This is a genomic window from Sulfuricurvum sp. (assembly GCF_041651515.1).
In the GTDB taxonomy this organism is placed as follows: Bacteria; Campylobacterota; Campylobacteria; order Campylobacterales; family Sulfurimonadaceae; genus Sulfuricurvum.
Window position 1 is genome coordinate 281556 of sequence record NZ_JBAZJF010000004.1, and the last position, 23567, is coordinate 305122.

Annotated in this window: 29 protein-coding genes; 11 read left to right on the forward strand and 18 right to left on the reverse strand. The window is 43.3% G+C overall.

The window, feature by feature from the left end; genetic code table 11:
- The 11 genes from WC407_RS09400 to WC407_RS09450 all read right to left on the reverse strand — a co-directional run bounded on the left by WC407_RS09400 (position 1) and on the right by WC407_RS09450 (position 9306).
- A complete protein-coding gene (locus WC407_RS09400) occupies positions 1-201 on the reverse strand; it encodes a cytochrome c oxidase, cbb3-type, CcoQ subunit (protein WP_373022371.1) in 201 nt (66 codons plus the stop codon).
- 9 nt (positions 202-210) lie between these two features.
- Positions 211-903, reverse strand: a complete 693-nt coding sequence (gene ccoO / locus WC407_RS09405; RefSeq protein ID WP_373022373.1) for a cytochrome-c oxidase, cbb3-type subunit II — start codon at positions 901-903, stop codon at positions 211-213.
- 15 nt (positions 904-918) lie between these two features.
- A complete protein-coding gene (ccoN, locus tag WC407_RS09410) occupies positions 919-2400 on the reverse strand; it encodes a cytochrome-c oxidase, cbb3-type subunit I (protein ID WP_373022374.1) in 1482 nt (493 codons plus the stop codon).
- Between the two features lie 294 nt (positions 2401-2694).
- Positions 2695-3822 carry a glutamine-hydrolyzing carbamoyl-phosphate synthase small subunit gene (gene carA / locus WC407_RS09415; RefSeq protein WP_373022536.1) on the reverse strand — a complete coding sequence of 376 codons (1128 nt, stop codon included), beginning with the start codon at positions 3820-3822 and terminating at the stop codon, positions 2695-2697.
- On the reverse strand, positions 3822-4373 hold the full coding sequence (locus WC407_RS09420) for a DUF507 family protein (RefSeq protein WP_373022375.1): 552 nt from the start codon (positions 4371-4373) through the stop codon (positions 3822-3824). The genes carA and WC407_RS09420 overlap by 1 nt, the downstream gene beginning before the upstream one ends.
- 56 nt (positions 4374-4429) lie before the next feature.
- Complete coding sequence (locus WC407_RS09425; protein ID WP_373022376.1) at positions 4430-5125, reverse strand: phosphatase PAP2 family protein; 696 nt, start codon at positions 5123-5125, stop codon at positions 4430-4432.
- Positions 5126-5135: 10 nt separating this feature from the next.
- A complete protein-coding gene (locus tag WC407_RS09430) occupies positions 5136-5663 on the reverse strand; it encodes a MotE family protein (RefSeq protein WP_373022377.1) in 528 nt (175 codons plus the stop codon).
- The gene (locus WC407_RS09435; protein WP_373022378.1) at positions 5660-6079 is read right to left on the reverse strand and encodes a flagellar export protein FliJ; all 420 of its coding nucleotides are present in this window, start codon (positions 6077-6079) and stop codon (positions 5660-5662) included. Before WC407_RS09435 ends, WC407_RS09430 begins: the two co-directional genes overlap by 4 nt.
- A gap of 3 nt (positions 6080-6082) precedes the next feature.
- Positions 6083-7330, reverse strand: a complete 1248-nt coding sequence (locus WC407_RS09440; RefSeq protein WP_373022379.1) for an adenylosuccinate synthase — start codon at positions 7328-7330, stop codon at positions 6083-6085.
- 19 nt (positions 7331-7349) lie between these two features.
- Positions 7350-8195: an ATP phosphoribosyltransferase regulatory subunit gene (locus tag WC407_RS09445; protein ID WP_373022537.1), complete on the reverse strand. Its 846-nt coding sequence runs from the start codon at positions 8193-8195 to the stop codon at positions 7350-7352.
- Positions 8196-8199: 4 nt separating this feature from the next.
- Positions 8200-9306: an alanine--glyoxylate aminotransferase family protein gene (locus WC407_RS09450; RefSeq protein WP_373022380.1), complete on the reverse strand. Its 1107-nt coding sequence runs from the start codon at positions 9304-9306 to the stop codon at positions 8200-8202.
- Between the two features lie 111 nt (positions 9307-9417).
- Here WC407_RS09450 and WC407_RS09455 point away from each other — a divergent pair, with 111 nt between their 5' ends.
- Positions 9418-10197 (forward strand): undecaprenyl-diphosphate phosphatase, encoded by a 780-nt coding sequence (locus WC407_RS09455; RefSeq protein WP_373022381.1) that lies wholly within the window; start codon positions 9418-9420, stop codon positions 10195-10197.
- On the opposite strand, the gene rdgB is transcribed toward WC407_RS09455, so the two are convergent.
- Complete coding sequence (gene rdgB, locus WC407_RS09460; RefSeq protein ID WP_373022382.1) at positions 10194-10796, reverse strand: RdgB/HAM1 family non-canonical purine NTP pyrophosphatase; 603 nt, start codon at positions 10794-10796, stop codon at positions 10194-10196. The two genes, WC407_RS09455 and rdgB, sit on opposite strands and share 4 nt — an antisense overlap.
- A gap of 100 nt (positions 10797-10896) precedes the next feature.
- Here rdgB and WC407_RS09465 point away from each other — a divergent pair, with 100 nt between their 5' ends.
- The 4 genes from WC407_RS09465 (at position 10897) to WC407_RS09480 (ending at position 14731) form a co-directional block, all read left to right on the forward strand.
- Positions 10897-12219 (forward strand): MFS transporter, encoded by a 1323-nt coding sequence (locus WC407_RS09465; RefSeq protein WP_373022383.1) that lies wholly within the window; start codon positions 10897-10899, stop codon positions 12217-12219.
- 106 nt (positions 12220-12325) lie between these two features.
- Positions 12326-13462, forward strand: a complete 1137-nt coding sequence (locus WC407_RS09470; RefSeq protein WP_373022384.1) for a hypothetical protein — start codon at positions 12326-12328, stop codon at positions 13460-13462.
- A gap of 13 nt (positions 13463-13475) precedes the next feature.
- The gene (locus WC407_RS09475) at positions 13476-14195 is read left to right on the forward strand and encodes a flagellar motor protein MotB (RefSeq protein WP_373022385.1); all 720 of its coding nucleotides are present in this window, start codon (positions 13476-13478) and stop codon (positions 14193-14195) included.
- On the forward strand, positions 14192-14731 hold the full coding sequence (locus WC407_RS09480; RefSeq protein ID WP_373022386.1) for a hypothetical protein: 540 nt from the start codon (positions 14192-14194) through the stop codon (positions 14729-14731). The genes WC407_RS09475 and WC407_RS09480 overlap by 4 nt, the downstream gene beginning before the upstream one ends.
- A gap of 5 nt (positions 14732-14736) precedes the next feature.
- Here the strand turns inward: WC407_RS09480 and WC407_RS09485 are convergent, their stop codons facing one another.
- Genes WC407_RS09485 through WC407_RS09495 form a run of 3 tightly spaced genes read right to left on the reverse strand, consistent with a single transcriptional unit; the run spans position 14737 to position 16603 of the window.
- The gene (locus WC407_RS09485) at positions 14737-15936 is read right to left on the reverse strand and encodes a molybdopterin molybdotransferase MoeA (protein ID WP_373022387.1); all 1200 of its coding nucleotides are present in this window, start codon (positions 15934-15936) and stop codon (positions 14737-14739) included.
- Positions 15933-16379 (reverse strand): molybdenum cofactor biosynthesis protein MoaE, encoded by a 447-nt coding sequence (locus tag WC407_RS09490; RefSeq protein ID WP_373022388.1) that lies wholly within the window; start codon positions 16377-16379, stop codon positions 15933-15935. Before WC407_RS09490 ends, WC407_RS09485 begins: the two co-directional genes overlap by 4 nt.
- Positions 16380-16381: 2 nt before the next feature.
- Positions 16382-16603 (reverse strand): MoaD/ThiS family protein, encoded by a 222-nt coding sequence (locus tag WC407_RS09495; protein ID WP_373022389.1) that lies wholly within the window; start codon positions 16601-16603, stop codon positions 16382-16384.
- A 115-nt stretch (positions 16604-16718) separates the two neighbouring features.
- On the opposite strand from WC407_RS09495, the gene WC407_RS09500 reads away from it, so the two are divergent.
- Positions 16719-17402, forward strand: a complete 684-nt coding sequence (locus WC407_RS09500) for an MqnA/MqnD/SBP family protein (RefSeq protein WP_373022390.1) — start codon at positions 16719-16721, stop codon at positions 17400-17402.
- Here WC407_RS09500 and gltX read toward each other — a convergent pair.
- A complete protein-coding gene (gene gltX, locus WC407_RS09505; RefSeq protein ID WP_373022391.1) occupies positions 17393-18775 on the reverse strand; it encodes a glutamate--tRNA ligase in 1383 nt (460 codons plus the stop codon). The two genes, WC407_RS09500 and gltX, sit on opposite strands and share 10 nt — an antisense overlap.
- A gap of 92 nt (positions 18776-18867) precedes the next feature.
- On the opposite strand from gltX, the gene WC407_RS09510 reads away from it, so the two are divergent.
- Positions 18868-19701 carry a peptidylprolyl isomerase gene (locus tag WC407_RS09510; RefSeq protein WP_373022392.1) on the forward strand — a complete coding sequence of 278 codons (834 nt, stop codon included), beginning with the start codon at positions 18868-18870 and terminating at the stop codon, positions 19699-19701.
- Positions 19702-19727: 26 nt separating this feature from the next.
- Here WC407_RS09510 and WC407_RS09515 read toward each other — a convergent pair whose 3' ends face one another.
- Entirely contained in the window at positions 19728-21068 is a 1341-nt protein-coding gene (locus WC407_RS09515) for an acetyl-CoA carboxylase biotin carboxylase subunit (RefSeq protein WP_373022393.1), read from the reverse strand.
- Between the two features lie 2 nt (positions 21069-21070).
- Entirely contained in the window at positions 21071-21514 is a 444-nt protein-coding gene (gene accB / locus WC407_RS09520) for an acetyl-CoA carboxylase biotin carboxyl carrier protein (protein ID WP_373022394.1), read from the reverse strand.
- A 73-nt stretch (positions 21515-21587) separates the two neighbouring features.
- On the opposite strand from accB, the gene dcd reads away from it, so the two are divergent.
- From dcd to WC407_RS09540, 4 genes are all read left to right on the forward strand, one after another.
- Complete coding sequence (gene dcd, locus WC407_RS09525; protein ID WP_373022538.1) at positions 21588-22148, forward strand: dCTP deaminase; 561 nt, start codon at positions 21588-21590, stop codon at positions 22146-22148.
- A gap of 42 nt (positions 22149-22190) precedes the next feature.
- Positions 22191-22427 (forward strand): YdcH family protein, encoded by a 237-nt coding sequence (locus tag WC407_RS09530; RefSeq protein ID WP_373022395.1) that lies wholly within the window; start codon positions 22191-22193, stop codon positions 22425-22427.
- Positions 22428-22548: 121 nt separating this feature from the next.
- The gene (locus WC407_RS09535; RefSeq protein ID WP_373022396.1) at positions 22549-23070 is read left to right on the forward strand and encodes a GAF domain-containing protein; all 522 of its coding nucleotides are present in this window, start codon (positions 22549-22551) and stop codon (positions 23068-23070) included.
- Positions 23067-23561 carry a GAF domain-containing protein gene (locus WC407_RS09540; protein WP_373022397.1) on the forward strand — a complete coding sequence of 165 codons (495 nt, stop codon included), beginning with the start codon at positions 23067-23069 and terminating at the stop codon, positions 23559-23561. The genes WC407_RS09535 and WC407_RS09540 overlap by 4 nt, the downstream gene beginning before the upstream one ends.
- Positions 23562-23567 lie beyond the last annotated feature (6 nt).

Consider the following 23567-nt stretch of genomic DNA (forward strand, 5'->3'; position numbering starts at 1 on the left):
TTATTTTTCATCATTTTTTGAGATTTCTTCAACCGGCTGGTCAGTAATCTCGTCGTGTAGCGCGATATTGCTGTACTTTTCATAATCGCGCTTCCCTTTTCTCTGTGAGCTGTACAAATGGTATATGTACGAATACAGCACGATCACCAAAAAGGCGACGAAAAAAAAGTAAGCATACGCTTGAAGTGTACCTATATCCACGCTCGATCCTTATTTCATGCTGTTAAGATAGGCGATAATCGCTACGATTTCAGGGATTTTGCCCGCTGCAACCGCATCTTTAACATCTTGATCTTTCATGTCTGCTGCAATTACTTTTGCCTCTTCGAGTGCATCTGTTTTCGCTTCATCCAATGTAGCCGCCAATTTAACAGTCGCTTTTGAGCCGTCTGCCATTGGTAGTTCTTGGTTATATGGAGTTTTAAATACTTTGTTAACGGTTACTTGCTCAGCATAGGCTGTATCGATATCCGCAGTATTTTTAAACATCCATGTATATGCCGGCATGATTGAGCCCGGGACAACTGCCGAAGGATCTTTCATGTGATTTTCATGCCAGTCTGTCGTACGGTAGTTACCTACACGCATCAAGTCTGGACCAGTACGTTTTGAACCCCATAGGAATGGGCGATCATACGCATATTCACCGCTCAAGCTGTAATGACCGTAACGGTCAGTTTCAGATTTGAACGGGCGAACCAATTGTGAGTGACATGCATTACAGCTATTTTTGATGTAAACATGACGACCAGCCAACTCAAGCGTACTATACGGCTTTGTCCCGATAACCGGACGAGACGCCTGTGCGAAGTTTGGCAAAATTTCGATAAGTCCCGCAAACGCGATAGTAACGAAAACCGCTACCGCGAAAAAGAATGGGTGTTTTTCTAACCAGTGAAACATATTTCCTCCTCCTGATTATGCGCCCATAGGCGATGCAGTTTGAAGTTCACTCTCTTCAACACGGCGAGAGCTTGTCATTGTTTTATACATATTGAATGCAAACAAGAACATACCTAAGAAATACAATGTACCACCAACTGCACGAATCGTGAAATACGGGTGCAATACAGCAACGGTATCGATGAATGAATACGCAAGGTTACCGAATTCATCGTGAGCACGCCACATCATACCTTGTGTAATACCGGCAATCCACATAGAAGTGAAATAAAGGACAACACCAAGCGTTTGAATCCAGAATTGAGTATTCATCAATGATTTAGAATAAATCTCACGTTTGAATACACGTGGAGCCATATGGAAAAGTGATGCCATAATCATGAAAGCAACCCATCCAAGAACACCATCATGTACGTGACCAACGATCCAGTCTGTGAAGTGTGCCAATGCATTGACCGATTTGATCGCCTGAATTGGACCTTCAAGAGTCGAGAACATATAGAATGTTGATGCAAGAACCATGAACTTAATCAATGGGCTTGCCGCAACTTGTTGCCATTCACCCTTCATTGTAAGAAGCATGTTGATCGCAGAACCCCATGATGGAAGGATCAAAACAACAGAGAAAACTGAACCCATTGTTTGCATCCAGTCAGGAACAGTTGAATAGATCAAGTGGTGTCCGCCTGCCCATAGGTAAACAAACATTAAGCCCCAGAACGCAAGAAGAGACAATTTATACGAATAAACCGCTTGGCCTGATTCTTTTGGAAGAAAGTAGTAAATCATCGCAACGATAGGTACAGTAAACCCGAACGCAACCGCATTATGACCATACCACCATTGTACCAACGCATCATTCGTACCTGAGTACATTGAAACCGAGTGATACCAGTTACCGATTCCGCCGGAAGCAAAATACGTTGGGATTTCCATATTGTTGAATAGATACAACATAGCGATACCAAGGAAGGTTGCAATGTAATACCAAATAGAGATGTAGAGTGATTTTTCACGGCGGATACCGATCAAACCGAAAATAGACATACCCCAAATAACCCATACCAATACTACTGCAATATCAATCGGCCATTCAAATTCAGCATACTCTTTTGAAGTGGTAATACCCATCAAAAGGGATCCTACAACCGCAACAACTACCAATAGGTAAAGTGCAAAGTGTAATTTTCCAAGAAACATCAAAAATTTTGATTCTGCCATAGAAACTTTTAATACACGTTGACCTACATAGTACCATGTTGACCAAATACCGCTAAGGGTAAACCCAAAAATGACTGCATCGGTGTGCAATGGTCGAAGACGGCTGAAGTTTGTGAACTCTGCCAATCCTGATCCCGCAATCGTATTAACAGCAGGAAATGCCATTTCCCATGCCAAAATTACGCCGACAAGCATCCCGACGATTCCGAGTACAACAGTTGTAAGCATAAACATCTTTGCAACCGTGTAATCATACTCCAATGGACGATTCTCCATTTACGACCTCCTTAAAGATTCAAAGCATAAGAGCCTATTAGGGCACCTCTGACTTCGCAAAACTGTGAAATCAAAGATGCCCTTAACACTTTTGTAACAAAAGTAGGCTATTAAACGCTCTAATGATAGCAACGACAGTATTTAAGGAATCTTAAATTATTAAATGTTTTTCAGTATATCAAAACTTAACGATTAATTTAAGTTTATACACAGAATAAGGGGTAGAAAAGTAACACTCGGAGATGAAAAAAGTTTATGAAGGGCTAGGGAAATCAATTCCCTAGTCTGGTAAAGTTATCGTTGAATCAATGAAAGAAATTCGCCAAAAATATATCGGCTCTCTTTTGGCCCTGGACTTGCCTCTGGATGATGCTGTACCGAAAATACCGGAGCATCTTTATAGCGAAGCCCTTCAATCGTGTTATCGAATAAATTAATATGTGTCACTTCAGCGATTTCACGAACCGATTCAGGAACATTATAGTTATGATTTTGCGCGGTAATCTCAACCATTCCGGTTTGAACATTTTTAACAGGATGATTTCCACCGTGGTGGCCGAATTTCAGTTTATGCGTATCATGCCCGTGAGCAATACTCAAAAGCTGATGCCCAAGACAAATGCCGAATAATGGAATGCGGCGCACTATGAGCTTTTTGATCTCTTCTTGTTCTTGTTTAAGAACCAACGGATCTCCCGGCCCGTTCGAGAGGAAAACACCGTCAATCTCTTTATTCTCGTAACGTGCAATCAACTCATCGCCATTAAAGGTATTCGGAAGTACTTCAACTTCGATTCCGGCTTGGGTTAATTCATTCAAAATATTGCGTTTTACCCCAAAATCAATCGCTGCAATGCGCGCTTTTGGAGCCGGTACGTCGTTGTAACGAAAATTAAACGGATCATATACTCCGTGAGCATGAACGTAGGATGTTTTAGTACTCACTTCTTGAATATAATTGATCTCTTCGATACGAGGAGAGGCATCAAGAAGTTTTTTGAGTTCTTCTTTGTCAGACACTTTTGTCGAAGCGATCATCATCATCGCCCCTTCCGTTCGGAGCATTTTTGTCAAATAACGGGTGTCAATATCGCATATCCCAATAACACCGTGTTTTTCTAAAAAGGTGTGCAACGCTTCTTCTGCACGGAAATTTGAGTGTTTACTTTGATATTGACGAACAATTATCCCCTTACAGTGTGCTTTTATGCTCTCCATATCTTCGCCATTCACACCAACATTGCCGATTTCAGGCATCGTAAAGGTGATAAACTGCCCCGCATAGGATGGGTCGGAAATAATCTCTTGGTAACCAGTCATCGACGTATTAAAAACAATTTCACCGACGTTTGTCGTGTCGGCTCCAAAACTTTTAGCCTCTAGAAAAGTTCCGTTTTCGAGATATATCCAAACATCACGCATCATGCCATTCCCCTTCGGTTAAGTTCATCTTTGTACAATTTTTCGTACATAATCTCATACTCATCGGTACCCGGGATCAAACGGCGTTTATAGCTTTTGATCTTTTCATAAACAGCCGATTCAATCTCGCTCGTATCGGCGACAAACATCGTTATTGCATCATAAATGATATTTTTAATACGATTTTCACTCACATCGTAATGGATCAAATCTTCTTCGTACAATGCATCCAAAATTTGGTGGGCAATATCCGAATAGCGCTCTTCATAGGATAAAATAACACCATACTCAGGAGCGAGTTTTTTCTTAATCATAAAAAATAGCTGCCGCTCATCGGCAAGGTAAAAATCGATCTGCTCTTCATTGGCATTTACGATCTCTTTAACCTTTTCTTCAAGTGCCATCTCTTTTTTAACGTTGGCAACTAAAATACCTTCGGCCTCTTTGGCAACACTTTCAAGCCCGTGGGTCATCGTGACTAGTCCGCTCCGGTTGAGGTCTACGGCGATACGCGTCGATATATGGGGTACATGGGTGAGTGAAACCTTCATTGCAAAGCCCTATCTTAATTTTTCGCTATTTTACTTTATCACACCTCTAAATAGCCTTATAGCGACTCGGAAATGTAAAAATTTCCCTTATGATATCGAAGGCTCAAAACTGCCAATATCCCGCCGAGTATCAAGCCCCCTATTACATCCATGAACAAATGCTGCTTAATCGCCATAGTGGAATAAATGATCCCTAGACACCACACGGCACTCATCATGCGGATTCCTATGTTTCCCTTCATCTGTATCAGCAGATAATCAAACCAAAAAGCTGAAAAAAAAGCTGTCGCTACATGTAAAGAGGGAAAAGCATTTCCAGCTGTGTCTATCGTTTTAAGCAATGAAAATTGGGGATACTGATGTAAATCTATTGCATATTGGGGTACAGACGTTGGAAAAAGGATATAAAAACCTACCCCTATCAAGCAGACGGCACCTATATATATACCGTAGTAAATGAGTTCTTTTCGATTTTTCATCAGAGCAGGGACCAGCGATACATATACCCATAAGGAAAGATAAAAATAAAGATAATTCGGCTTAAAACCAATCCAATTATCGACAAAAATGGGTGCTATGTGAATAACGGTAAAATAGGGGTTTTTGAGTAAGTAAAGGTACATTGTGAAAAAGAGTGCCATAAAGAGCATTGTCCCTACAGCCTTCAGACACCAATGTACCCATAATCGAACCGCTAAGTTTCTAGAGAAAGAGGCTCCATCCTGATAATCTACATTCCCACACATTTTCATTTATAACCTTTTACGGCTGACTTGATGGAAGTTGACGAAGCTTATTAGTAATTTCAGACCCTTTTTTAGGATCCATTTTACCCAATATTTGTCCCACTACTTTACTGTTTAAGGTACTCATAATATCGGCCGCTTCACTTGCTGACATCTGAGAGAGTATCCCTGCTGAAGCAGACGGTTTCATTTTTGCAAAGGTCTGAGAAACTTTACCCGCTTTGACATTTTTAATCTCATCAAGGACTTTTTTATTATCCTCAAGCATTTTTTTTACGGAGGCTTCTTTGGCTTTAATCTCTTGTAATTTTTGATCGACTTTGCTGTCTTTGCCCTGTATCATCGTCTCTTTTTTCTTGAGCAAATCTTCCGTTGCATTTTTGAGTGCATCCAAAGATTGACGCTGTTCATCGATCCTTCCCAATTCTACTAAAAGTTCATTTTTTCGCTCTTCAAATATTTTGGTACAGTCGTAAGACTTTGTAGCTTGTGCACCGAATAAAACACTTCCCATAAAAAGAGATAAAAGAACGATTTTTTTCATATAGATTCCCTTTTATAGGTCATAATACCAATTTCATCAAGCATTTTAGCCTCTTCTTTTTTGATTTTTACCATATACGCTTGAGCTTCTTGAAGTTCAAGGTATTTAAACTTCTCATAATCGATCATTGCCGTCTTAAATGCCTGTTGCCTTTGTAACTGCTGATCTTCTGCAAATGTCAGCCACTCGCGGCATTGTTCAATGGTTTGATGTTGTGCATGGATCATCATCTGAGACTGTGTCAGCTCACTAACGGAGCCTTTTATGGGCAAAGAGAGGGTGGAGAGGGTTTCATACGCACGATCCAGTGCACCGGACGCATTGGCTAAAGCGTTATTTGCGGCAATCAGATTTTGCTCCGCACGGTCAAGATCTTTTTTTTTGAGCTTGACCAACGGAGCGTATTTAGATTTCACGTTCTAGAATACTATTGTGTCGTTTCGATCCGGTGATGTGGAGATCATGCCGATTTTGGTTTGTGTCAACTCTTCGATCGCACGAAGATACTCTTGTGCCGTAGCTGGAAGATCTTCAAAACGTCGTACACCTTCAGTTTTATCCCATCCTGCAAATGTTTTATAAACCGGTTTAACATGCTCAAGATCAAGCGGCATATAATCGATCACTTCACCGTTCACCTCATACGCTACACATACTTGAATTTCATCAAAACCATCCAGTACATCGAGTTTCATAATTGAGAGATCATCGCATCCGTTCAAACGGCTCGCATAGCGGCATGCTACGGCGTCAAACCAACCGCAACGACGTGGACGCCCGGTGGTGGTACCGAATTCATGCCCTTGTTTGCGAAGACGCTCTCCGATATCACCGTGATCTTCCGTCGGAAACGGACCGTTTCCAACGCGGGTACAGTACGCTTTTACTATCCCTGTCACTTTGCCGATATCTTTCGGATTGACCCCAAGCCCGGTACACGCACCGGCTGAAATCGTCGATGAACTGGTGACATAGGGATAGGTGCCATGGTCAATATCGAGCATCGTACCCTGAGCCCCTTCAAGGAGGATTTTTTTCTCATTATCCATTAAGTCCCATGCCATTTTAGTCGTATTGGCCAAGAAGGGAACCAATGCTTCGGCAAAAACGTTTAACTCTTTTACTAACGCTTCACGAGACGGTAAAGCAATCTCTAATGCTTCAAATATGGCTTTGTTTTGAACAAAATATTCCATTACACGGCTTGTCAAGGTTTCAACATCACGCAATTCACCCAAACGGAATCCGGCGCGAGCAATTTTCTCACTGTACGCAGGCCCGATACCGCGACCAGTCGTACCGATCGCTTTTTCGCCGCGAAGTTTCTCTTTTGCTTGGTCGATCAACGTATGAAACGTCAAAATCATGTGTGCCGATTCACTGACAAACAAACGTCCAAGTAAATTATCGAATTGTTTCATCTCTTTGATCAACGCTTCGGGAGAAACAACAACACCGTTACCGATGATATTGATCGCTTTCGGATTCAAAATCCCTGATGGAATCAAATGAAGAGCATGAGTTTTGCCATCAACTACAATAGTGTGACCGGCATTGTGTCCCCCTTGATAACGGGCAACACAGTCGTATTTTTGCGCAAGCAAATCAACAATTTTCCCTTTTCCTTCATCACCCCATTGAATTCCTACGATTAAATCCGCTTTCATACTACTCATCCTGTTTGTGTTATTGGTGTAATGCGTCTATCAACGCATCGGTGTAAATGGCAAAGCCGACCGAAACGGTCTCGTCACTTTTGTAACGTCCGCCCATAGCGTACATTTCATTTCCTTCGATCACGCGGAAAAAAAGCTCATCATAATAGAGCATTTTAGCGTAATAAAGGGGAGCTATAACCACATTAGGATATTCAAGCCCAACGCAGAGTTCTTTGATTTTCATCAACTCGGGTTTGATCGGATCGGGGACAATCTCCACAACCGCATCGATCTCGCTTGCATGCTGCATGTACACAAGACGTGTTAACCAATCAATTTTCAAAGACAACATTTTCTCAATGTTGACGTGACGAAAATCATCTAAATTCAGATCCAACATTTCGGTAAGGATACGAGGGATATTAATATTAGAAATTTGTAGCAGAGGCTGCATATCCAACACATTCAAAATCCGTGTTGCTTGAGTGAGAGCTACCGAGAGATTCGGCTCATCAATAATCTCTACCCCGATTTGATACTGCTCATCGGCAGGATAACGGTAGACCGGCTGAATATAGAACCATTTCTTGTGTTCGGTATTGCCGCCAAGCCGTTTATTGAGTATACGGACCACATCGATCGTTGAATCGGCGCGGAGACTCATCGAATGATTTTTACTGTCACCAAAACGGATCAATTCCCATTCGTCAGAGACACTTTGGTGTTGATGATAGGAAAAAAGCGGCGTTAGTATCTCTTCAAAACCCGCATCACTTAAGAGTGTGCTCGCTTTGGTTTCGATACGTCGCTTGGTCTTTGCCGTAGCGGCAAAGTAGAGCTTGGAACCCTCAGGGATTTCGTGTTCAAAAACCATAATCTTAGAGTCCAAAATAGACGGTGTTAAACACGCGATTTGCGGTTCCATCATACGCACGGCGACCGAGTTTAGCTAACGCCAGCTCAACCCCGTTGATAACCCATGCCGCTTCATACGGAGCGATCAGTCCCATGTGGTTGATACGAAAAATCGAATCTTTGATATGGTCTTGCCCGCCGGCAACGTTTGTCTCATACTCTTTTTTCAAAAGGGATCGGATCTCTTTTGCCTGAGCATCATCAACAGTGGTCATCGAATCAGCCGGAGAGGTTGGATAGATATGCAAACCAATCGCACCCATCGCCTCACGAGTCGCTTTGGCACGACGCGCCGTATCGCTGTAAAGTTTCTCCAGACCGCCTTCGGCTTTGATACGCTCAAGTATGTTTTCAAGACCAATAATAAGAGTTGTTGCCGCTGTCCATGCCGTCGTATTTTTGCGCTGATTTTTAATCTCGGTAGCGAGGTTGAAATAATACCCTTTGCCGCTTCCGATTTTTTCGATCGCTGCATTGGAAAGACCCATAATTGCAAGTCCCGGAGGGAGCATCAACGCTTTTTGGCTCCCTGAGATCAAACAGTCAATATTGGTCACGTCAATTTTCTCAACACCCACCGCCGTGATACCATCGGCAATTACCATGATAGACGGATTGTGCGCTTTTACTGCCGCTGCGATCGCTTCGACATTGTGGCGAAGGCCCCCTGCACTTTCACAGATTTGAATCGCAAGCGCATCGATATCCGGATTAGCGTTCAATGCCGCTTGAACCTCTTCGACCGAAGCCGGCGTGTCCCATTCGTGTTTAATCTCAACATTGGCGATCCCGTAAGCGGCCGCGATTTTACCGAAACGCTCACCGAATTTTCCCGAATTAATTGAGAGAAGTTTGGTCTGAGTCAGATTCGTAACTGCACCCTCCATAGCACCGGTGCCGGAGGATGCGAGCATAAGCACCTCGTCCATTCCAAGAAGCTCGAACAGTAATGTACGAGTTCGTCCGAAAATCGCTTCAAACTCGGGGGTACGGTGGTGGAGTGTTTCGCCGGCCATGGCAATACGTACCGACTCGGGTACCGGGGTGGGTCCTGGAGTAAACAAAAGCATCAATAAATTCCTTTATTAGGAGTACAAAATGCTCAAATTATATCGGATGGGAGGTTAGGAGAGGTTTAAGGGGAATGGCTATGCTACAATTGCATCAAAAAAAGAGCTTTTATGACGTTATTTGACTCTCTCCTTTTAGGTGCCCTTGAGGGGGTAACCGAATTTTTACCCATCTCCTCAACCGGACATCTCATTTTAGCCTCACAGCTGTTAGGACTTCAACAAACGGCTGCACACAAGGCATTTGAAGTCTCGATTCAGTTAGGAAGTATTTTAGCCGTATTGTTTTTGTATGCACAAAGACTTTTGCAAGATAAAACCCTCTGGTTTAAAATTGCGATTGCTTTTCTTCCGACCGGAGTTATCGGATTTTTATTTTATAAGCATATCAAAGCTCTCTTCGGTGTCGAAACGGTGAGTATCATGCTCATTGCTGGAGGAGTGGTATTTCTGATTATTGAATATTTTCGTCGTGACAAAGCCATTGATGAGGGGAAAGATTTACGTGAACTGACCATCAAAGAAGCTTTTACTATCGGGGTTTTCCAAAGCTTTTCGATGGTGCCCGGCACAAGTCGCTCAGGAGCCACCCTCATCGGCGGATTATTTATGGGACTCAACCGTAAAAGCGCTGCCGAATTTTCTTTTTTATTGGCAATTCCGACCATGTTTATCGCTACCGCGTACGATCTGATCAAACATCGCCATGAACTTGTCGTGGATGATTGGTCAATGCTCATCATTGCTTTTGTCACCGCTTTTGTTTTTGCCTTTGTAACCGTCAAAGCGTTCGTCGGCTTTGTGAGCCGTCATACGTTTGTTCCGTTCGCAATTTACCGAATCGTTGTCGGTATTATCTTCTTTTACTTTGTGGCAGAAATTCCCGCTTAAGAGCGCAGTGATTTAATCTGATCGATCAAAATCTTCGCCAGTTCTAGCGCTTTGGAGCGGTGGGAAAGTCCTACTTTTACTGCATTTTCCAACTCACCGAGCGTTTTATCGTACCCTGAGGGGATAAAGATCGGATCGTACCCAAAACCGTTTTCACCGCGAAGAGTGGTGATGACATCTCCGTGCATCCACCCGTGAACGCAACTCTCCCCTTCACGAGAAACCACGGCAATAGCCGCCGTGTAGTGAGCGGGAGAGGTCATTAACCCTTTTTCCTTTAACGCTTCGACAAGTTTTAGAAGATTATCTCGATCACTCGCGCCCTCTCCACCGTAGCGAGCACTGTATATCCCCGGAGCACCATTCAACGCATCGACACTGATACCGCTATCATCGGCAACGACAATCGCCTCCATATCACCCAATGCACTATAAACGGCGCGCGCTTTGATCAATGCATTTGCCTTAAACGTCTCGCCATCTTCGATGATCTCAAACCCATCGATCAGATCCGTATACGGAAAAACTTCCCGATCATGGAGGAGTTCAATAATCTCACGAACTTTCCCTTTATTTGACGTTGCCAAGACGATTTTCATTTCATTCCTTACAGTAGACTTTAACGTTCAGTGTTTACCCGATGTTTCATCTAAGGGTGTATTATAATACTGAAAATTTTAACGTATCTAAGGTTGTACGGTGTTTAAAACGGTTCTCCCACTCTCCGCGATTCTTTCGCTTCGATTTTTCGGTCTATTTTTAGTTCTTCCGGTTCTCTCGGCATACGCACTCAACCTTCCGAGTGCCACGCCCCTACTCATCGGCGTCATCGTCGGTGGATATGCCCTAACTCAGGCTATTTTCCAAGTCCCCTTCGGAATCATGAGCGATAAAATCGGTCGTAAGCCAACACTGTTACTCGGTCTTGTCATCTTTTTGATCGGATCGATCATCTGTGCGGTGAGCACCGACATCTACACACTGATGGCGGGACGCTTTTTACAAGGTGCGGGAGCTATCGGCGCCGTCATTCCTGCCATGATCAGCGATTTGGTCATCGAAGAGAAACGGGGTCATGCAATGGCACTCATGGGAGGAACCATCGCTATCAGTTTTGCCGCTGCAATGGCTTTAGGACCCGTTCTTGCCGCAGGGTTCGGATTTTCGTCACTCTTTTGGATCGCGGCTGTTTTATCAATCGTATCAATGGTCGTCCTCTTTACAAATGTCCCGAATCCTCCGCGCATTCGCCATATCTACCATTCAACTACGACGACCAAAGATATCCTCAAAGATCCGAATTTGCTCAGTATGATTATCACCAACGGGATGCAAAAAGGGCTTATGACCGTTTCATTCGTCCTTATCCCTATCTTTCTGACCAAACCCGAATACGGTTTTCTATGGGATAAAAAAGATCTCTGGCAAGCGTTTATACCGGCAATGGTAATGGGGCTTTTGGCGATGGGACCCGCCGCTGTTTTCGGTGAAAAATACAACAAACCACGTGAAATTTTCCTTATCTCCATCGTCCTCTTTGTCGTTGCATTTACCCTCATGGGATTTGCGACTAAAAGCTGGGAATTCGTTGCCGGAGTGGTCAGCTTTTTCATGGCATTTAATATGATGGAGCCATTGGTTCAATCGATGATCAGCAAATACGCCAAAGTACATCAAAAGGGGGCGGCTCTCGGTATCGCCAACGGCTTTGCTTATTTTATGACGTTTGTCGGCGGTGCAGCAGCAGGGATTGCATTGCAGTACTCCAGCCGCGAAGTGTTCACCATTGCACTGATCGTCATCACCACATTATGGCTGTTATGGACCCTTAAAATGCAAAATCCGCACCGATTTTCCCATCTTTATATCTCTATGGATCATGTGGATATGGAGAAATTAAACGGCTTGGAACACGAGCATATCGCGGAGTGGTTTATCAATGAAACTGAAAACATTGTCGCAGTAAAATATCGTAAAGATATGATCGATGAAGAAGCTATTAAAGCGAAGATCGTAAAATAAATCCTAATCGTCATCCTCAAGAAGGGTGACACTCCATTAACTCAAAGTCCTCTCCCTCTTTCGAACATCAAAGGATATAATACTCTTTTAAAAACGGAGCAAAATTGTGATCAATAATATGGCCTATTTCGGAGTTGCTTTAATTACGGTGATGTTTATCATTTTTATGATGAACCGGAAAAATAAATCTATTCAAGAATTAGCTCCGAGTATTTTGATCACTACGGGTATTTTTTTTACGTTTGTGGGGATAGCTATTGGTTTATTCCATTTTAATGCAGATAATGTGGATGTAAGCTTACCGACATTGCTCAACGGAATTAAAACAGCATTTTGGGCCTCGGCCAGCGGTATATTCTTTGCCTTAGTGATCAAACTTCTCGATATTTTCGATTTAACACAACACAATGAATCCACCCAAATTGAGGGAATGAGCATTGATGATATCGTTATCTATCAGGCCAAACAAACCGAAGTACTGGTGGAAATACTCCGAAGCATCAAAAGTATGCACAGCTCTATCGCCGCTCAGGACGAGTCTTCCCTTGTAAGCCAAATCACGTTATTGCGAAACGAGTCAAATAAACAAAGTGACGCGTTACGCCAAGAGTTTCATGATTTTGCGACGACCATGGCGGAAAACAATTCAAAAGCATTTATCGAAGCACTCAAGGATGTTATCAAAGATTTTAACGACAAAATCAGCGAACAGTTTGGAGACAACTTTAAACAGCTGAATCAAGCGGTCGAAAAAACCGTTATATGGCAAGAAAACTATAAAAATCAAATGACGCAGTCAATCGAAACGATGACTCTAATTTCCTCGATGTTGGAAGCCCAGGCTCATGATTACAGTGTAGTCGTTTCTAACAGTGCTGAATTTGAAACCCATGTATCCGCTATGGCTCACTCCTTGGAAGAGATAACGTTTCAGCGTGAACATCTCCAAAGCCTGATTCAATCCCTCGTGAACTTTTTGGAATCCGCATCCGATTCACTGCCGCTTATCGGTCAAAAAGTCGATGATATGACGGAACGTTTGGTCAAAGGGATGAACGAAGCTACTGAAGAAGTCCAAAAACAAGTAACGCTCCTCGATCATGAACTCGAAATTGCTCTAAAAAGATCATTGGAAGGATTGGGACAGCAATTGGCCTCTCTTTCAAACAAATTTGTGCAGGACTACACACCGCTAACCGATAAATTACGCGAAGTGGTTGCATTGGCTTCAAAACAACGATGAGCGGGTTAAGTCTATGAACCGGTTACCGCAAAAAAAACATTATCACAAAGAAGATTACTGGATCAGTCTAAGTGACATGATGACGTCGCTGATGATGCTCTTTTTACTGATCTCCATCATCTACATGATTAAAGTTCAAGATAGCGTTAAAGTTCCCCAAATCTACAAAGAGACAACCCAAGGACTTAATCATGCACTCAATAAAGAGTTTGACAAAGACCTTAACAAATGGGGAGCTGTAATCGATAAAGATTTAACCGTACGCTTCCAGCAGCCTGATATATTGTTTGCTACCGGTTCATCGGCTTTGACCCCACGATTTAAAGAGATTTTGGATGATTTTTTTACCCGTTATATGAAAATCATGATGTCTAAACAATTCATCAACAATATTGAAGAAATTAGGATAGAGGGACATACATCCTCAATGTGGGAAGGGGAATCCGATAAAGAAAAGGCCTATTTTAAAAACATGAGCCTTTCTCAAGAAAGGACAAGAGCCACCCTCGAATATATCATGACATCCCAGAAAATCAATTTATCCCAAAATCAAAAAAAGTGGCTGATGAAACATTTCAGCGCAATCGGATTTTCATCTGGGCATCCCTTGAACAGCAAAGGAATATACAAAACCGACGCAGAAAGTGAAGATTATCAGTTATCCCAAAGGGTAGAATTTAGAGTTCGCACCAACATTGAGGATAAAGTTGCCAAAATCGTGGACAAACAATGAATCTCATAAATTTTTTGGACTTTAAACCGCTTGAGAATCTTCGAAGTGAAATGAAAGCGCCTTTAGTAGCACCGATATTTTTCCATGTTTTTCAAAACTCTATCGTGACCCATAAAGGAGATCGAATAGAGCTCGAATCGCTCAATGAGTTAACTATACACCCTGATGGAACGTTGCTTTACGATAATAAGCGGGTTCTTCTGTATATCGTCGATTACAGTTTGACCAATATTTATGATAATCCAATCATCTCTGAGTTCCATATCAGTTCCTGCCCAACTGTACAAGAATTGATTACAAGAGGACGTCATCTAAGATATTTTATTACATCCGGTGACGATGAACTGTTTTTGATTGATCAAATGTTTGAAAGCACAAATCAAATAACTCTAGTCCAAAAGTTGAGTGTTTGCAAACATTGTCTGATGTTTCTTAATTGGTCTGAATACGCCGATAAAGACAATAAGATCAAACAAGATATCTTCAATATATTTACAGCCTCTTCTTTTTTTGAAAAATATCCGAAGCAGTTGTAATTAATTTACAGTTTCACGACTCTAACAAGTGTCCCTGCTTCCAAATCCCCATCCTCTTCACCGCAAATCATCAGTCCGGCATCTCCGAGAAGATTCGTCAAAATTGCCGAACTTCCCGTCTTTTTCCCCTCAAAATCGACCCAGTATCGGCCGTCTTCAAAACTCAAATTGCACGCGGTAAATTCACTTTTATTGGAGCGTTTGGCAAACGGTACTTTGAGGGTTGCTTCGATAGGCTCATACGGATTAACACACCCCATCATTCGGGCAAGTAGCGGTGCTACATAAAGGATACACGTGACGGTAGACGAATAAGCGAATCCCGGCAGGGAGACAATAAACTTCTCACCCCGCTGTGCGAGCATCACATGCTGTCCGGGTTTAATATTGACCCCTTTGAAAATCACTTCTGCACCCAAACGGGGAACAATGTGTTTCACAAAATCATAATCTCCGACACTCACCCCGCCGGTACTGACAACAATATCGCTGGAAGCAAGTGCCTCTTCAAATCGTTCCATTATCGCATTTTTATCATCCCCAACGATCCCCATTTGAACCGGTTCACCGCCGAGTTGTGTTACAAGAGCCTCTAGTGTATAGCTGTTGGAACTGCGGATTTGTCCTGCGTGACGTGCCTCTTCTCCGATATCAAGGATTTCACTTCCCGTCGCAATGATACTCACGCGAGGACGCTGTGATACACGCACCATTACCTGATTAATCCCTGCCAATACACCGATCTGCGCAAAGCCTATGCTTGAACCCTTAGCAATTAACGTCTCATTAGCCCGATAGCTTTCCCCTACAGGGCGGACGGCAAACCCAAGAGGAACCGATTTTTCAATAACAATCTCACCCTCTTGCACTCGAACATTCTCGATAGGAATGAGAGTATCGGCACCCTGCGGCATTAATGAGCCGGTAAAGGTTTTAATACACATTCCGCTCGTCACATGCCCGATACTATCCGCTCCGGCAGGATTGTCTCCCATAATAAGCAACGAATCAAATTCAGCCAAGTCGCTATGAAGTATTGCGTATCCGTCCATTGCCGACGTAGGATGAAGCGGATAATCCTCGCAAGCGACAATGTCCTCCGCCAAAATCCGCCCCAATGCCGCACTTAGAAATACCCGCTCGCTCTTTTGGGAACCGATAGGGAGTAAACTCACCATATTTTGAGAGGTTTCATAGGAGATCATGCGTTGCTCCCTAATAATCCTGCTCCTGAAATAGGGGTTGAACGCTCTGCCGCATAAAGGCGTGCCCCATTTTTAAGATCGTATTTCCATATCGGAGCCGAAGCTTTAAAATCTTCCACAAATTTCTCGATTGTCTCCAATGCTACACGTCTTTTAGGGGAAAATACCGCCGCTATATAGCTCGATTCGTGAACCAAAACATCACCTCGACTGTGCGCCATTTTCAGGGTTGCTCCCATAGGAGTAGCCTTAGCCACCCACGCTTCAAACCATGCGGTAAGAATCGGTTCATACACATCGAAGCTTAACCCTTCAATCCCGTCCTCTTCACGTACCGTACCGACAAACGGAATATAAGCACCGTAATTGTGTTCTGCCTCGTCTGCATACCAACGGGTCAGAATTTCGGGGACGTTCAACGAGCCTTCATACAGTTCAACCATACTCACCCTCCGCATACAGGAGGAAGCAAGGATACTTTATCCCCACTTTTTAGCGGTGTATCGAGTGATCCAACCAGAGTGTCATTGACCGCCACAGCACAGCTCTCAATCCACTGCGCCAGCTCACTGTCTTGTTTTAATACCTCTGCAACATCACGCAAAGATGCTGCTTCCATCGTTATAGCCGCTTTTTGAATCGGCCCTAAAAATTCGATTGTCACCATGACAATTCCCCTTTTTGGGTAATAATATTGGGATAAATTATAGCGAAAGAGAACTAACAGTCCCTTGTCAGGGATCAATTAGTATAATGGTTTTTATTTTTATGAGGAAGATAGTTTGATTTTCGGAAAAATTGATTTTATAAACCTTTTGCCGTTTCACGTCTTTATCAAGCGCTACGCCCAGACTACCCAATTTCATCAAAGCCTCCATTATCACAAAGGGGTCCCCTCGGTACTCAACCGTGAGTTTGCCGCTCACCGAATCGATGCAGCATTTATCTCCAGTATCACGGCTAGAAATTGCTCCCATTTTAATGTCGGAATCGTTGCCAAAAAAGAGGTGTTGAGTGTTTTATCACGCCCTAATGCCGATAAAGACGATCGTGATTCAGCCACTTCCAATCTCCTCGCCCGCATACTCGACATTCATGGAGAGGTATTGATCGGAGACAAAGCGCTACGCTATTACTACAGCGGTGGCGAACATATTGATTTAGGTGGAATATGGCATGAGCGAACAGGGTTGCCGTTTGTCTTTGCTCTGCTATGCACCCATCATCACAGCAACGAGCTTCGCCGTCTCAGCCTCGCGTTTGTTTCCAAAAAGGTGAAAATTCCTTATTACATACTGATGGAAGCTTCCCGCAAAAGCAATCTTAGCCCTGCGCAAATTACCCATTATCTAACATTTATCAGTTACAAAGTAGGGGTGAAAGAGTTGAGAGGATATAAACGGTTTTTAAAAGAGGCGAAAGCGAAGGGGCTCTCCCCTTCGATGAGAAAGATTCGTTATCGCTGAACAAGCGCTTCAATACGTTTTAGTGTCTCTTCGACACCGATAATTGCCATCACGCTATCCAATCCGGGACCGGAAAGTTTTCCCATCAAAGCAACACGAAGGGGCTGACCGATTTTCCCGAAACCGATTTCCAACTCTGCGACAACAGCTTCCATAATATGGTGATAATCACTCGGCAAATGAAGATCCTTTGCCCCTTTAAGTGCGGTAGCAAACGCTTCTAAAATAGCTTTGCTCTCCTCTTTATACCCTTTTTTTAAAGCCGCTTCATCATACTCGGCCGGAGCAACCAAGATTTCACCCACCAAAGTTGCCATTTCGCTGAGTGTTTTAGCCCGCTCTTTAACCGCATCAAGAAGGATTTCCCGTTTGTCATGGCTTATTAGCATAACACCGTGAAACTCAAGCAGTTCACACAGTTTATCGTTCGAAGTATTTTTAATATAGTGACTGTTCAGCCAATCAAGTTTCTCCACATTATAGACCGATGCGGAGCGATTGATATCGCTCGGATCAAACAACTCAAGCATCTCTTTCATGGAAAAGATCTCCTGATCTCCATGACTCCACCCCAATCGAACAAGAAAATTAAGCAATGCCTCAGGGGTATATCCCATCGTTTTATACATCATCACATCGGTCGCACCGTCACGTTTGGAGAGCTTTTTCCCCTCACTGTTATGGATCATAGGAACGTGGAAGAATTTAGGGACAGGAAACCCTAGTGCATTGTAAATCACGATCTGTTTCGGGGTGTTAGAGAGGTGATCGTCACCACGAATAACGTCGGTAACTCCCATCAGAGCATCATCTACTGCCACGACGAAATTATAGGTCGGAGTTCCGTCGGAACGGGCAATAATAAAGTCATCCAAGATATCTTCAACGTTAAAAATTACATCCCCTTTTACCCCATCATGTACGGTAATAGAACCCTCCAAAGGGGCTTTGATACGGATAACCGCTTCGCGTCCTTCAGGGGCCTCTCCGCTAAAATCTCGATATCGGTTATCGTATTTTGCTCTCTCTTTTCTCGCTATCTGCTCTTCACGCAGCGATTCAAGCTCTTCTTTAGACATGTAGCATTTATACGCTTTGCCCTCATCCAGTAATTTCTGTGCATACTCTTGGTAGATGCTCAAACGGCTGGATTGATATTCGATCACCCCGTCATGTTCCAATCCAACCCATTTAAACGCTTCCACGATCGCCAATGCTGCCGCTTCGTCATTGCGGCTGAAATCGGTATCTTCGATACGGAGCAAAAATTTTCCATTGTTGCGGCGTGCCCAAAGATAACTAAGAAGTGCGGTACGCAATCCGCCGATATGTAAATAGCCCGTCGGGCTTGGAGCAAATCTGGTTACTACCATGTGTAAAATCCCTTTGTTGGATGCAATTGCGCAATTTTAGTTAAGGCTATGTTAAAAGCGGGTAAAATAGAGCACTTTACCAAGGAGCACGTATGCGACCGTTATTACTCTCAACCCTGTTAGCCTCATTTTTGTGGAGTGCACCCATTGGAGGTGTCGCTGTGTTAGTTAAAAATAGCCCTATTACCCTCTATGAAGTTCAGCAAGAGATGAAACAAAGCAATACCAATGCGCAGCAAAGTGCTGATACCCTTATTCGTAAGAAATTGGAACAACTCGAAGCGGTAGAGAAAAAAATCACCGTCACTTCAGCTGAAGTCAAAGAAGAGCTTGAACGGATGGCTAAACAAAATAATCTTTCCATGGAACAATTCTTAAACGCTATGCAGACGGTGCGAGGGCTGAGTGAGAAAGAGCTAAAAGCCAAAGTCGAAGAGAGTATCAAAGGGCAAAAGCTCTACAGTGCCATTGCCTTTTCAAAAATGGCCCAACCTACCCCCACCGAAGAGGCTGAATATTATCAGCTCCATTTGGATGATTTTTCCCGCCCTGAAAGCTTTAGTGTAACCGTATACACCGCTTCTTCCCAAGAAGCATTACAAGCCAAGATCACCGATCCCATGCATAATATCGAAGGTATCGCGTCCAAAGATGAGACGCTTGCCTACAATGCAATCAATCCTCAACTCGCCCAAATTCTCAATAAAATCCCCCAAGGAAACTTCACCCCTATCCTCCCAAACGGACAAAACGGTTTCATGAGTTTTTACGTACGTGAAAAAAATAATGTCGTTACCGAAAATTTAGAATCCAGCCGACCAGCAATCGCAAATGCGATCATGGGGGAAAAACGCAATCAAGTGTTAAATGATTATTTTACAAGACTACGTCTCAGTGCGGAGATCAAAGTATTGCGCCTCCCTTAAATAAGGAGGACACACGTTAGCGGTAATTAGCCGCTGTAGTTTTCGAGGTACTTAGTGTCAAAGTTATTGCTGATGAAATCGGGATTTTTCATCATTTTCATGTGAAACGGAATGGTTGTTTTAATTCCGGTGATCGTAAACTCACTCAATGCACGGTGCATCCGAGCAATAGCGTCATTGCGGTCTCTCCCGTAAACAATCAATTTACCAATCATCGAATCATAGGTAGAGGGGACAATATACCCCGCATGTGCATGAGTATCGATACGAATATTACGTCCGCCAGGGGCAATCCACTGTGTAATTTTTCCCGGACTTGGCAAAAAGCGGATCGGATCTTCTGCTGTAATTCGGCACTCGATTGAATGTCCGGTAAGAACAACACTCTCCTGAGGGGGAAGAGCTTCACCCTCTGCAACACGAATCATCATCTCGATCAAATCCAAACCGCTAACCATCTCAGAAACGGTATGCTCTACCTGAAGACGAGTATTCATCTCCATAAAATAGAAGTTTTTATCGGCATCAAGGAGATATTCAAATGTTCCCGCCCCTTCGTATTTAATGAATTTGGTCGCTCGCACCGCCGAAGCATGAAGCTCCGCACGAATTTCAGGCGTCAAGGCAACAGCCGGAGACTCTTCAATCAGCTTTTGGTGGCGGCGCTGCATGGAACAGTCGCGCTCACCGATATGAAGAACGTTACCGTGAGAGTCGGCAATCACCTGAACTTCAATATGGCGCGGATTTTTAATGAATTTTTCCATATAAATGGTACCGTCACCGAATGCGGTAATGGCTTCCGCTTCAGCCGCTAAAAAAGCATTCTCTAAATAACTCTCATCTTCGACAACACGCATACCGCGTCCGCCGCCGCCGGCAGCCGCTTTGAGGATAATCGGATATCCGACTTCTACGGCACGCTTCGCTGCGTCCGCAATATCGGTGATTGCACCTTCAGAACCGGGAACGACGGGAACACCCGCAGCGATCATGACATCTTTTGCTTTCGATTTATCCGACATCAACACCATAACTTCCGGGGTCGGTCCGATAAATTTGATCCCGTGATGGGTACAAATTTCAACAAAGTGTTGATTTTCACTCAAAAAACCGTATCCCGGAAATACAGCATCACACCCGCTGATTTCACACGCAGCGATAATGGCGGGAATATTGAGATAACTGCTGGAACTTGGTGCGCCGCCGATACAAATTGCTGCATCCGCAAGCTTAAGATAGGATGCGTCTTTGTCTGCAGTCGAATAAACCGCTACCGCTTCTTTACCCATCTCTTTAATGGTTCGGATGGCACGAAGGGCGATTTCACCGCGATTCGCGACTAAAATACGTTTAATTTCTGCCATATTTAAAGCTTCTTAACCGCAAAAAGTGGCATATCATATTCGACAGCCTGAGAATCAGAAACCAAAACGCTAAGGATTTCACAATCAAATTCCGCCTCAAGTTCATTCATAATTTTCATTGCTTCGAGCACCGCAATAACTTGACCTTTTTTCACGCGATCACCCACTTTGACAAAGGGGGCCGAATCCGGTGACGGAGCCGCATAATAGGTTCCGACCATCGGGGAAACGATCATATCACCGCTAATAACCGGCGCTGCTTCAGGTGCTGCTGCAGCAACTGCATGAGCCATTGTTGCTACGGGAGCCGCTGCCATAACAGGCGCGGCAACTACGCCGATATTTTTTTCAAATTCAATAGAAAAAGCGTCTTGAGTAATTTTCAATTTTGAAAGAGTACTCGCATCGAACTCTTGCAAAAGGGTTTTTATTTGTTTCATATCCATGGGAAAATGCTCCTAAAAGTAGGGTAAGAGATGTGCTATACTACCACAAAATATTTTAACTTTGGATAACACTATGGGGCTCAAGAGCGACGGATGGATTAGGAAAATGGCATTAACCGAGGGGATGATCTCCCCTTTTTGTGAGGATCAAGTGGGAGTTGGAGTCGTCAGTTACGGTCTTAGCTCATACGGTTATGATATTCGTGTAACGAATGAGTTTAAAATTTTTACCAATCTCAATTCCACGGTTGTGGATCCTAAACATTTTGATGATGCCAATGTCGTTGATTTTGTCGGAGATGTCTGCATTGTCCCCCCAAATTCCTTCGCTCTCGCCCGTACAGTCGAGTATTTCAAAATTCCTCGGGATGTTTTAGCTATCTGTTTGGGTAAATCGACCTATGCACGTTGCGGGATTATCGTCAATGTCACTCCGTTCGAGCCCGAATTTGAAGGGCATATCACCATCGAAATCTCAAACACTACCCCTTTGCCGGCAAAAATTTATGCCAATGAAGGTATCGCTCAAGTGTTATTTTTACAAGGCGACGAAGTATGTGAGACCAGCTATAAAGACAAAAGTGGCAAATACCAAGGACAAGAAGGTATCACCCTTCCACGGATTTTAAATTAACTAGTGCTATAATTCCGATAAATTTCCACTCAAGGACCCAAAATGTTGCACGAATACCGCGATGTTATCACCCATATGAAACAAAACGATGCGGCAAATGCCCACTTTTTGAAAATTTTTGATCGTCATAACGATCTTGACAACCAAATCGCTAAAGCCGAAAACGGTGAAGTTCCAATGACTGATTTGGAACTTGAAAAACTCAAAAAAGAGAAATTACTCCTTAAAGATGAAGCGTATGCAATGATCATCGAGTATAAAAAAGAGCACGCCCTCTAAATTTCCCTCTTGCCTCTACGAGGCAAATTTTTTCTTTCCTTCTCTCCTCTAATACCTCATTGAGTTTCTTTTTAGCTTTCGACTGATAGCATTAGCTACGCATCTTTTTCAGGAGAACTGAATGAATACAGCACCTTCCTACAGTGCACTTGCCGAATTCGGCCGTGCATTACTTAAACGCCCTTCCCTACAAGAGGGGCTTCCCATGATCTCTGAATATGCCAAAGAGGTCAGTGGTGCCGAACGGTGTTCCATTTTTATCTACAATCCCAACATCCAAATGCTCTGGACGACATTGGCTGATGGTACCGAAAAGATTATGGTTCACAAAGATGACGGTATCGTCGGTCATACCGTCAAAGAAGGAAAACCTATTTTGGTAAATAACCCTTACGATGATGAACGTTTTTTACATACGGTCGACAGTAAAACAGGGTTTGTAACCGAAAATATCGCCTCTATCCCTATTTTTGACTCTGCTCGACGAATTATCGGTGTCTTTCAACTCCTCAATAAGCCGGGAGGATTTTCAAAAGATGATGCGAAAGCAATGATATTTTTTGCTCATTACATCAGCGGATATTTAGAATTGGCTATGTTATTTGATAATGAAGCATCACTTCTCAATAAAGGAATCGAATGAGTATCGAAATTTATAAACGTATTGCCAATTTTGGTAAAAAATTGGCGCAACTTGACCATCTCGAAACCGCTTTACCCACGATTGCCGAAGAGGCTAAAGCCATTGTAAATGCAGAACGTTGTTCTATCTTTATCCTTGATCACTCCAGCAATATGCTCTGGACAAAACTCAGCGACGGGATCGGACGAATCGCGATTGGTCTTGATTCAGGAATCGTCGGAGATACGGTGCACACCAAAAAAGGGCAAATTGTTAATAGTCCCTATGAAGACAGCCGTTTTTTAGCAAAAATTGACGAAAAAAGTGGTTTCGTCACCCGAAATATCCTTGCAATCCCTATTTTCAATTCTCGCCAAGAAGTGATCGGAGTAATCCAATTACTCAATAAGTATCACGCAGATTTTAATGAAGCTGATGAGGGGATTATGAGCTTTTTTGCCAATTATATCAGCGGAACATTGGAACTGGCTCTTTTAATCGAAGGGAAATAAGAATCA

Bases quoted from the DNA above. Each gene is read 5' to 3' on its own strand.
- ccoO (WP_373022373.1), bottom strand. From the start codon at position 903: ATGTTTCACTGGTTAGAAAAACACCCATTCTTTTTCGCGGTAGCGGTT.
- ccoN (WP_373022374.1), bottom strand. From the start codon at position 2,400: ATGGAGAATCGTCCATTGGAGTATGATTACACGGTTGCAAAGATGTTT.
- carA (WP_373022536.1), bottom strand. From the start codon at position 3,822: ATGCGTGATGTTTGGATATATCTCGAAAACGGAACTTTTCTAGAGGCT.
- WC407_RS09420 (WP_373022375.1), bottom strand. From the start codon at position 4,373: ATGAAGGTTTCACTCACCCATGTACCCCATATATCGACGCGTATCGCC.
- WC407_RS09425 (WP_373022376.1), bottom strand. From the start codon at position 5,125: ATGAAAATGTGTGGGAATGTAGATTATCAGGATGGAGCCTCTTTCTCT.
- WC407_RS09430 (WP_373022377.1), bottom strand. From the start codon at position 5,663: ATGAAAAAAATCGTTCTTTTATCTCTTTTTATGGGAAGTGTTTTATTC.
- WC407_RS09440 (WP_373022379.1), bottom strand. From the start codon at position 7,330: ATGAAAGCGGATTTAATCGTAGGAATTCAATGGGGTGATGAAGGAAAA.
- WC407_RS09445 (WP_373022537.1), bottom strand. From the start codon at position 8,195: ATGGTTTTTGAACACGAAATCCCTGAGGGTTCCAAGCTCTACTTTGCC.
- WC407_RS09450 (WP_373022380.1), bottom strand. From the start codon at position 9,306: ATGCTTTTGTTTACTCCAGGACCCACCCCGGTACCCGAGTCGGTACGT.
- WC407_RS09455 (WP_373022381.1), top strand. From the start codon at position 9,418: ATGACGTTATTTGACTCTCTCCTTTTAGGTGCCCTTGAGGGGGTAACC.
- rdgB (WP_373022382.1), bottom strand. From the start codon at position 10,796: ATGAAAATCGTCTTGGCAACGTCAAATAAAGGGAAAGTTCGTGAGATT.
- WC407_RS09475 (WP_373022385.1), top strand. From the start codon at position 13,476: ATGAACCGGTTACCGCAAAAAAAACATTATCACAAAGAAGATTACTGG.
- WC407_RS09480 (WP_373022386.1), top strand. From the start codon at position 14,192: ATGAATCTCATAAATTTTTTGGACTTTAAACCGCTTGAGAATCTTCGA.
- WC407_RS09485 (WP_373022387.1), bottom strand. From the start codon at position 15,936: ATGATCTCCTATGAAACCTCTCAAAATATGGTGAGTTTACTCCCTATC.
- WC407_RS09490 (WP_373022388.1), bottom strand. From the start codon at position 16,379: ATGGTTGAACTGTATGAAGGCTCGTTGAACGTCCCCGAAATTCTGACC.
- WC407_RS09495 (WP_373022389.1), bottom strand. From the start codon at position 16,603: ATGGTGACAATCGAATTTTTAGGGCCGATTCAAAAAGCGGCTATAACG.
- gltX (WP_373022391.1), bottom strand. From the start codon at position 18,775: ATGGTAGTAACCAGATTTGCTCCAAGCCCGACGGGCTATTTACATATC.
- WC407_RS09510 (WP_373022392.1), top strand. From the start codon at position 18,868: ATGCGACCGTTATTACTCTCAACCCTGTTAGCCTCATTTTTGTGGAGT.
- WC407_RS09515 (WP_373022393.1), bottom strand. From the start codon at position 21,068: ATGGCAGAAATTAAACGTATTTTAGTCGCGAATCGCGGTGAAATCGCC.
- accB (WP_373022394.1), bottom strand. From the start codon at position 21,514: ATGGATATGAAACAAATAAAAACCCTTTTGCAAGAGTTCGATGCGAGT.
- dcd (WP_373022538.1), top strand. From the start codon at position 21,588: ATGGGGCTCAAGAGCGACGGATGGATTAGGAAAATGGCATTAACCGAG.
- WC407_RS09530 (WP_373022395.1), top strand. From the start codon at position 22,191: ATGTTGCACGAATACCGCGATGTTATCACCCATATGAAACAAAACGAT.
- WC407_RS09535 (WP_373022396.1), top strand. From the start codon at position 22,549: ATGAATACAGCACCTTCCTACAGTGCACTTGCCGAATTCGGCCGTGCA.
- WC407_RS09540 (WP_373022397.1), top strand. From the start codon at position 23,067: ATGAGTATCGAAATTTATAAACGTATTGCCAATTTTGGTAAAAAATTG.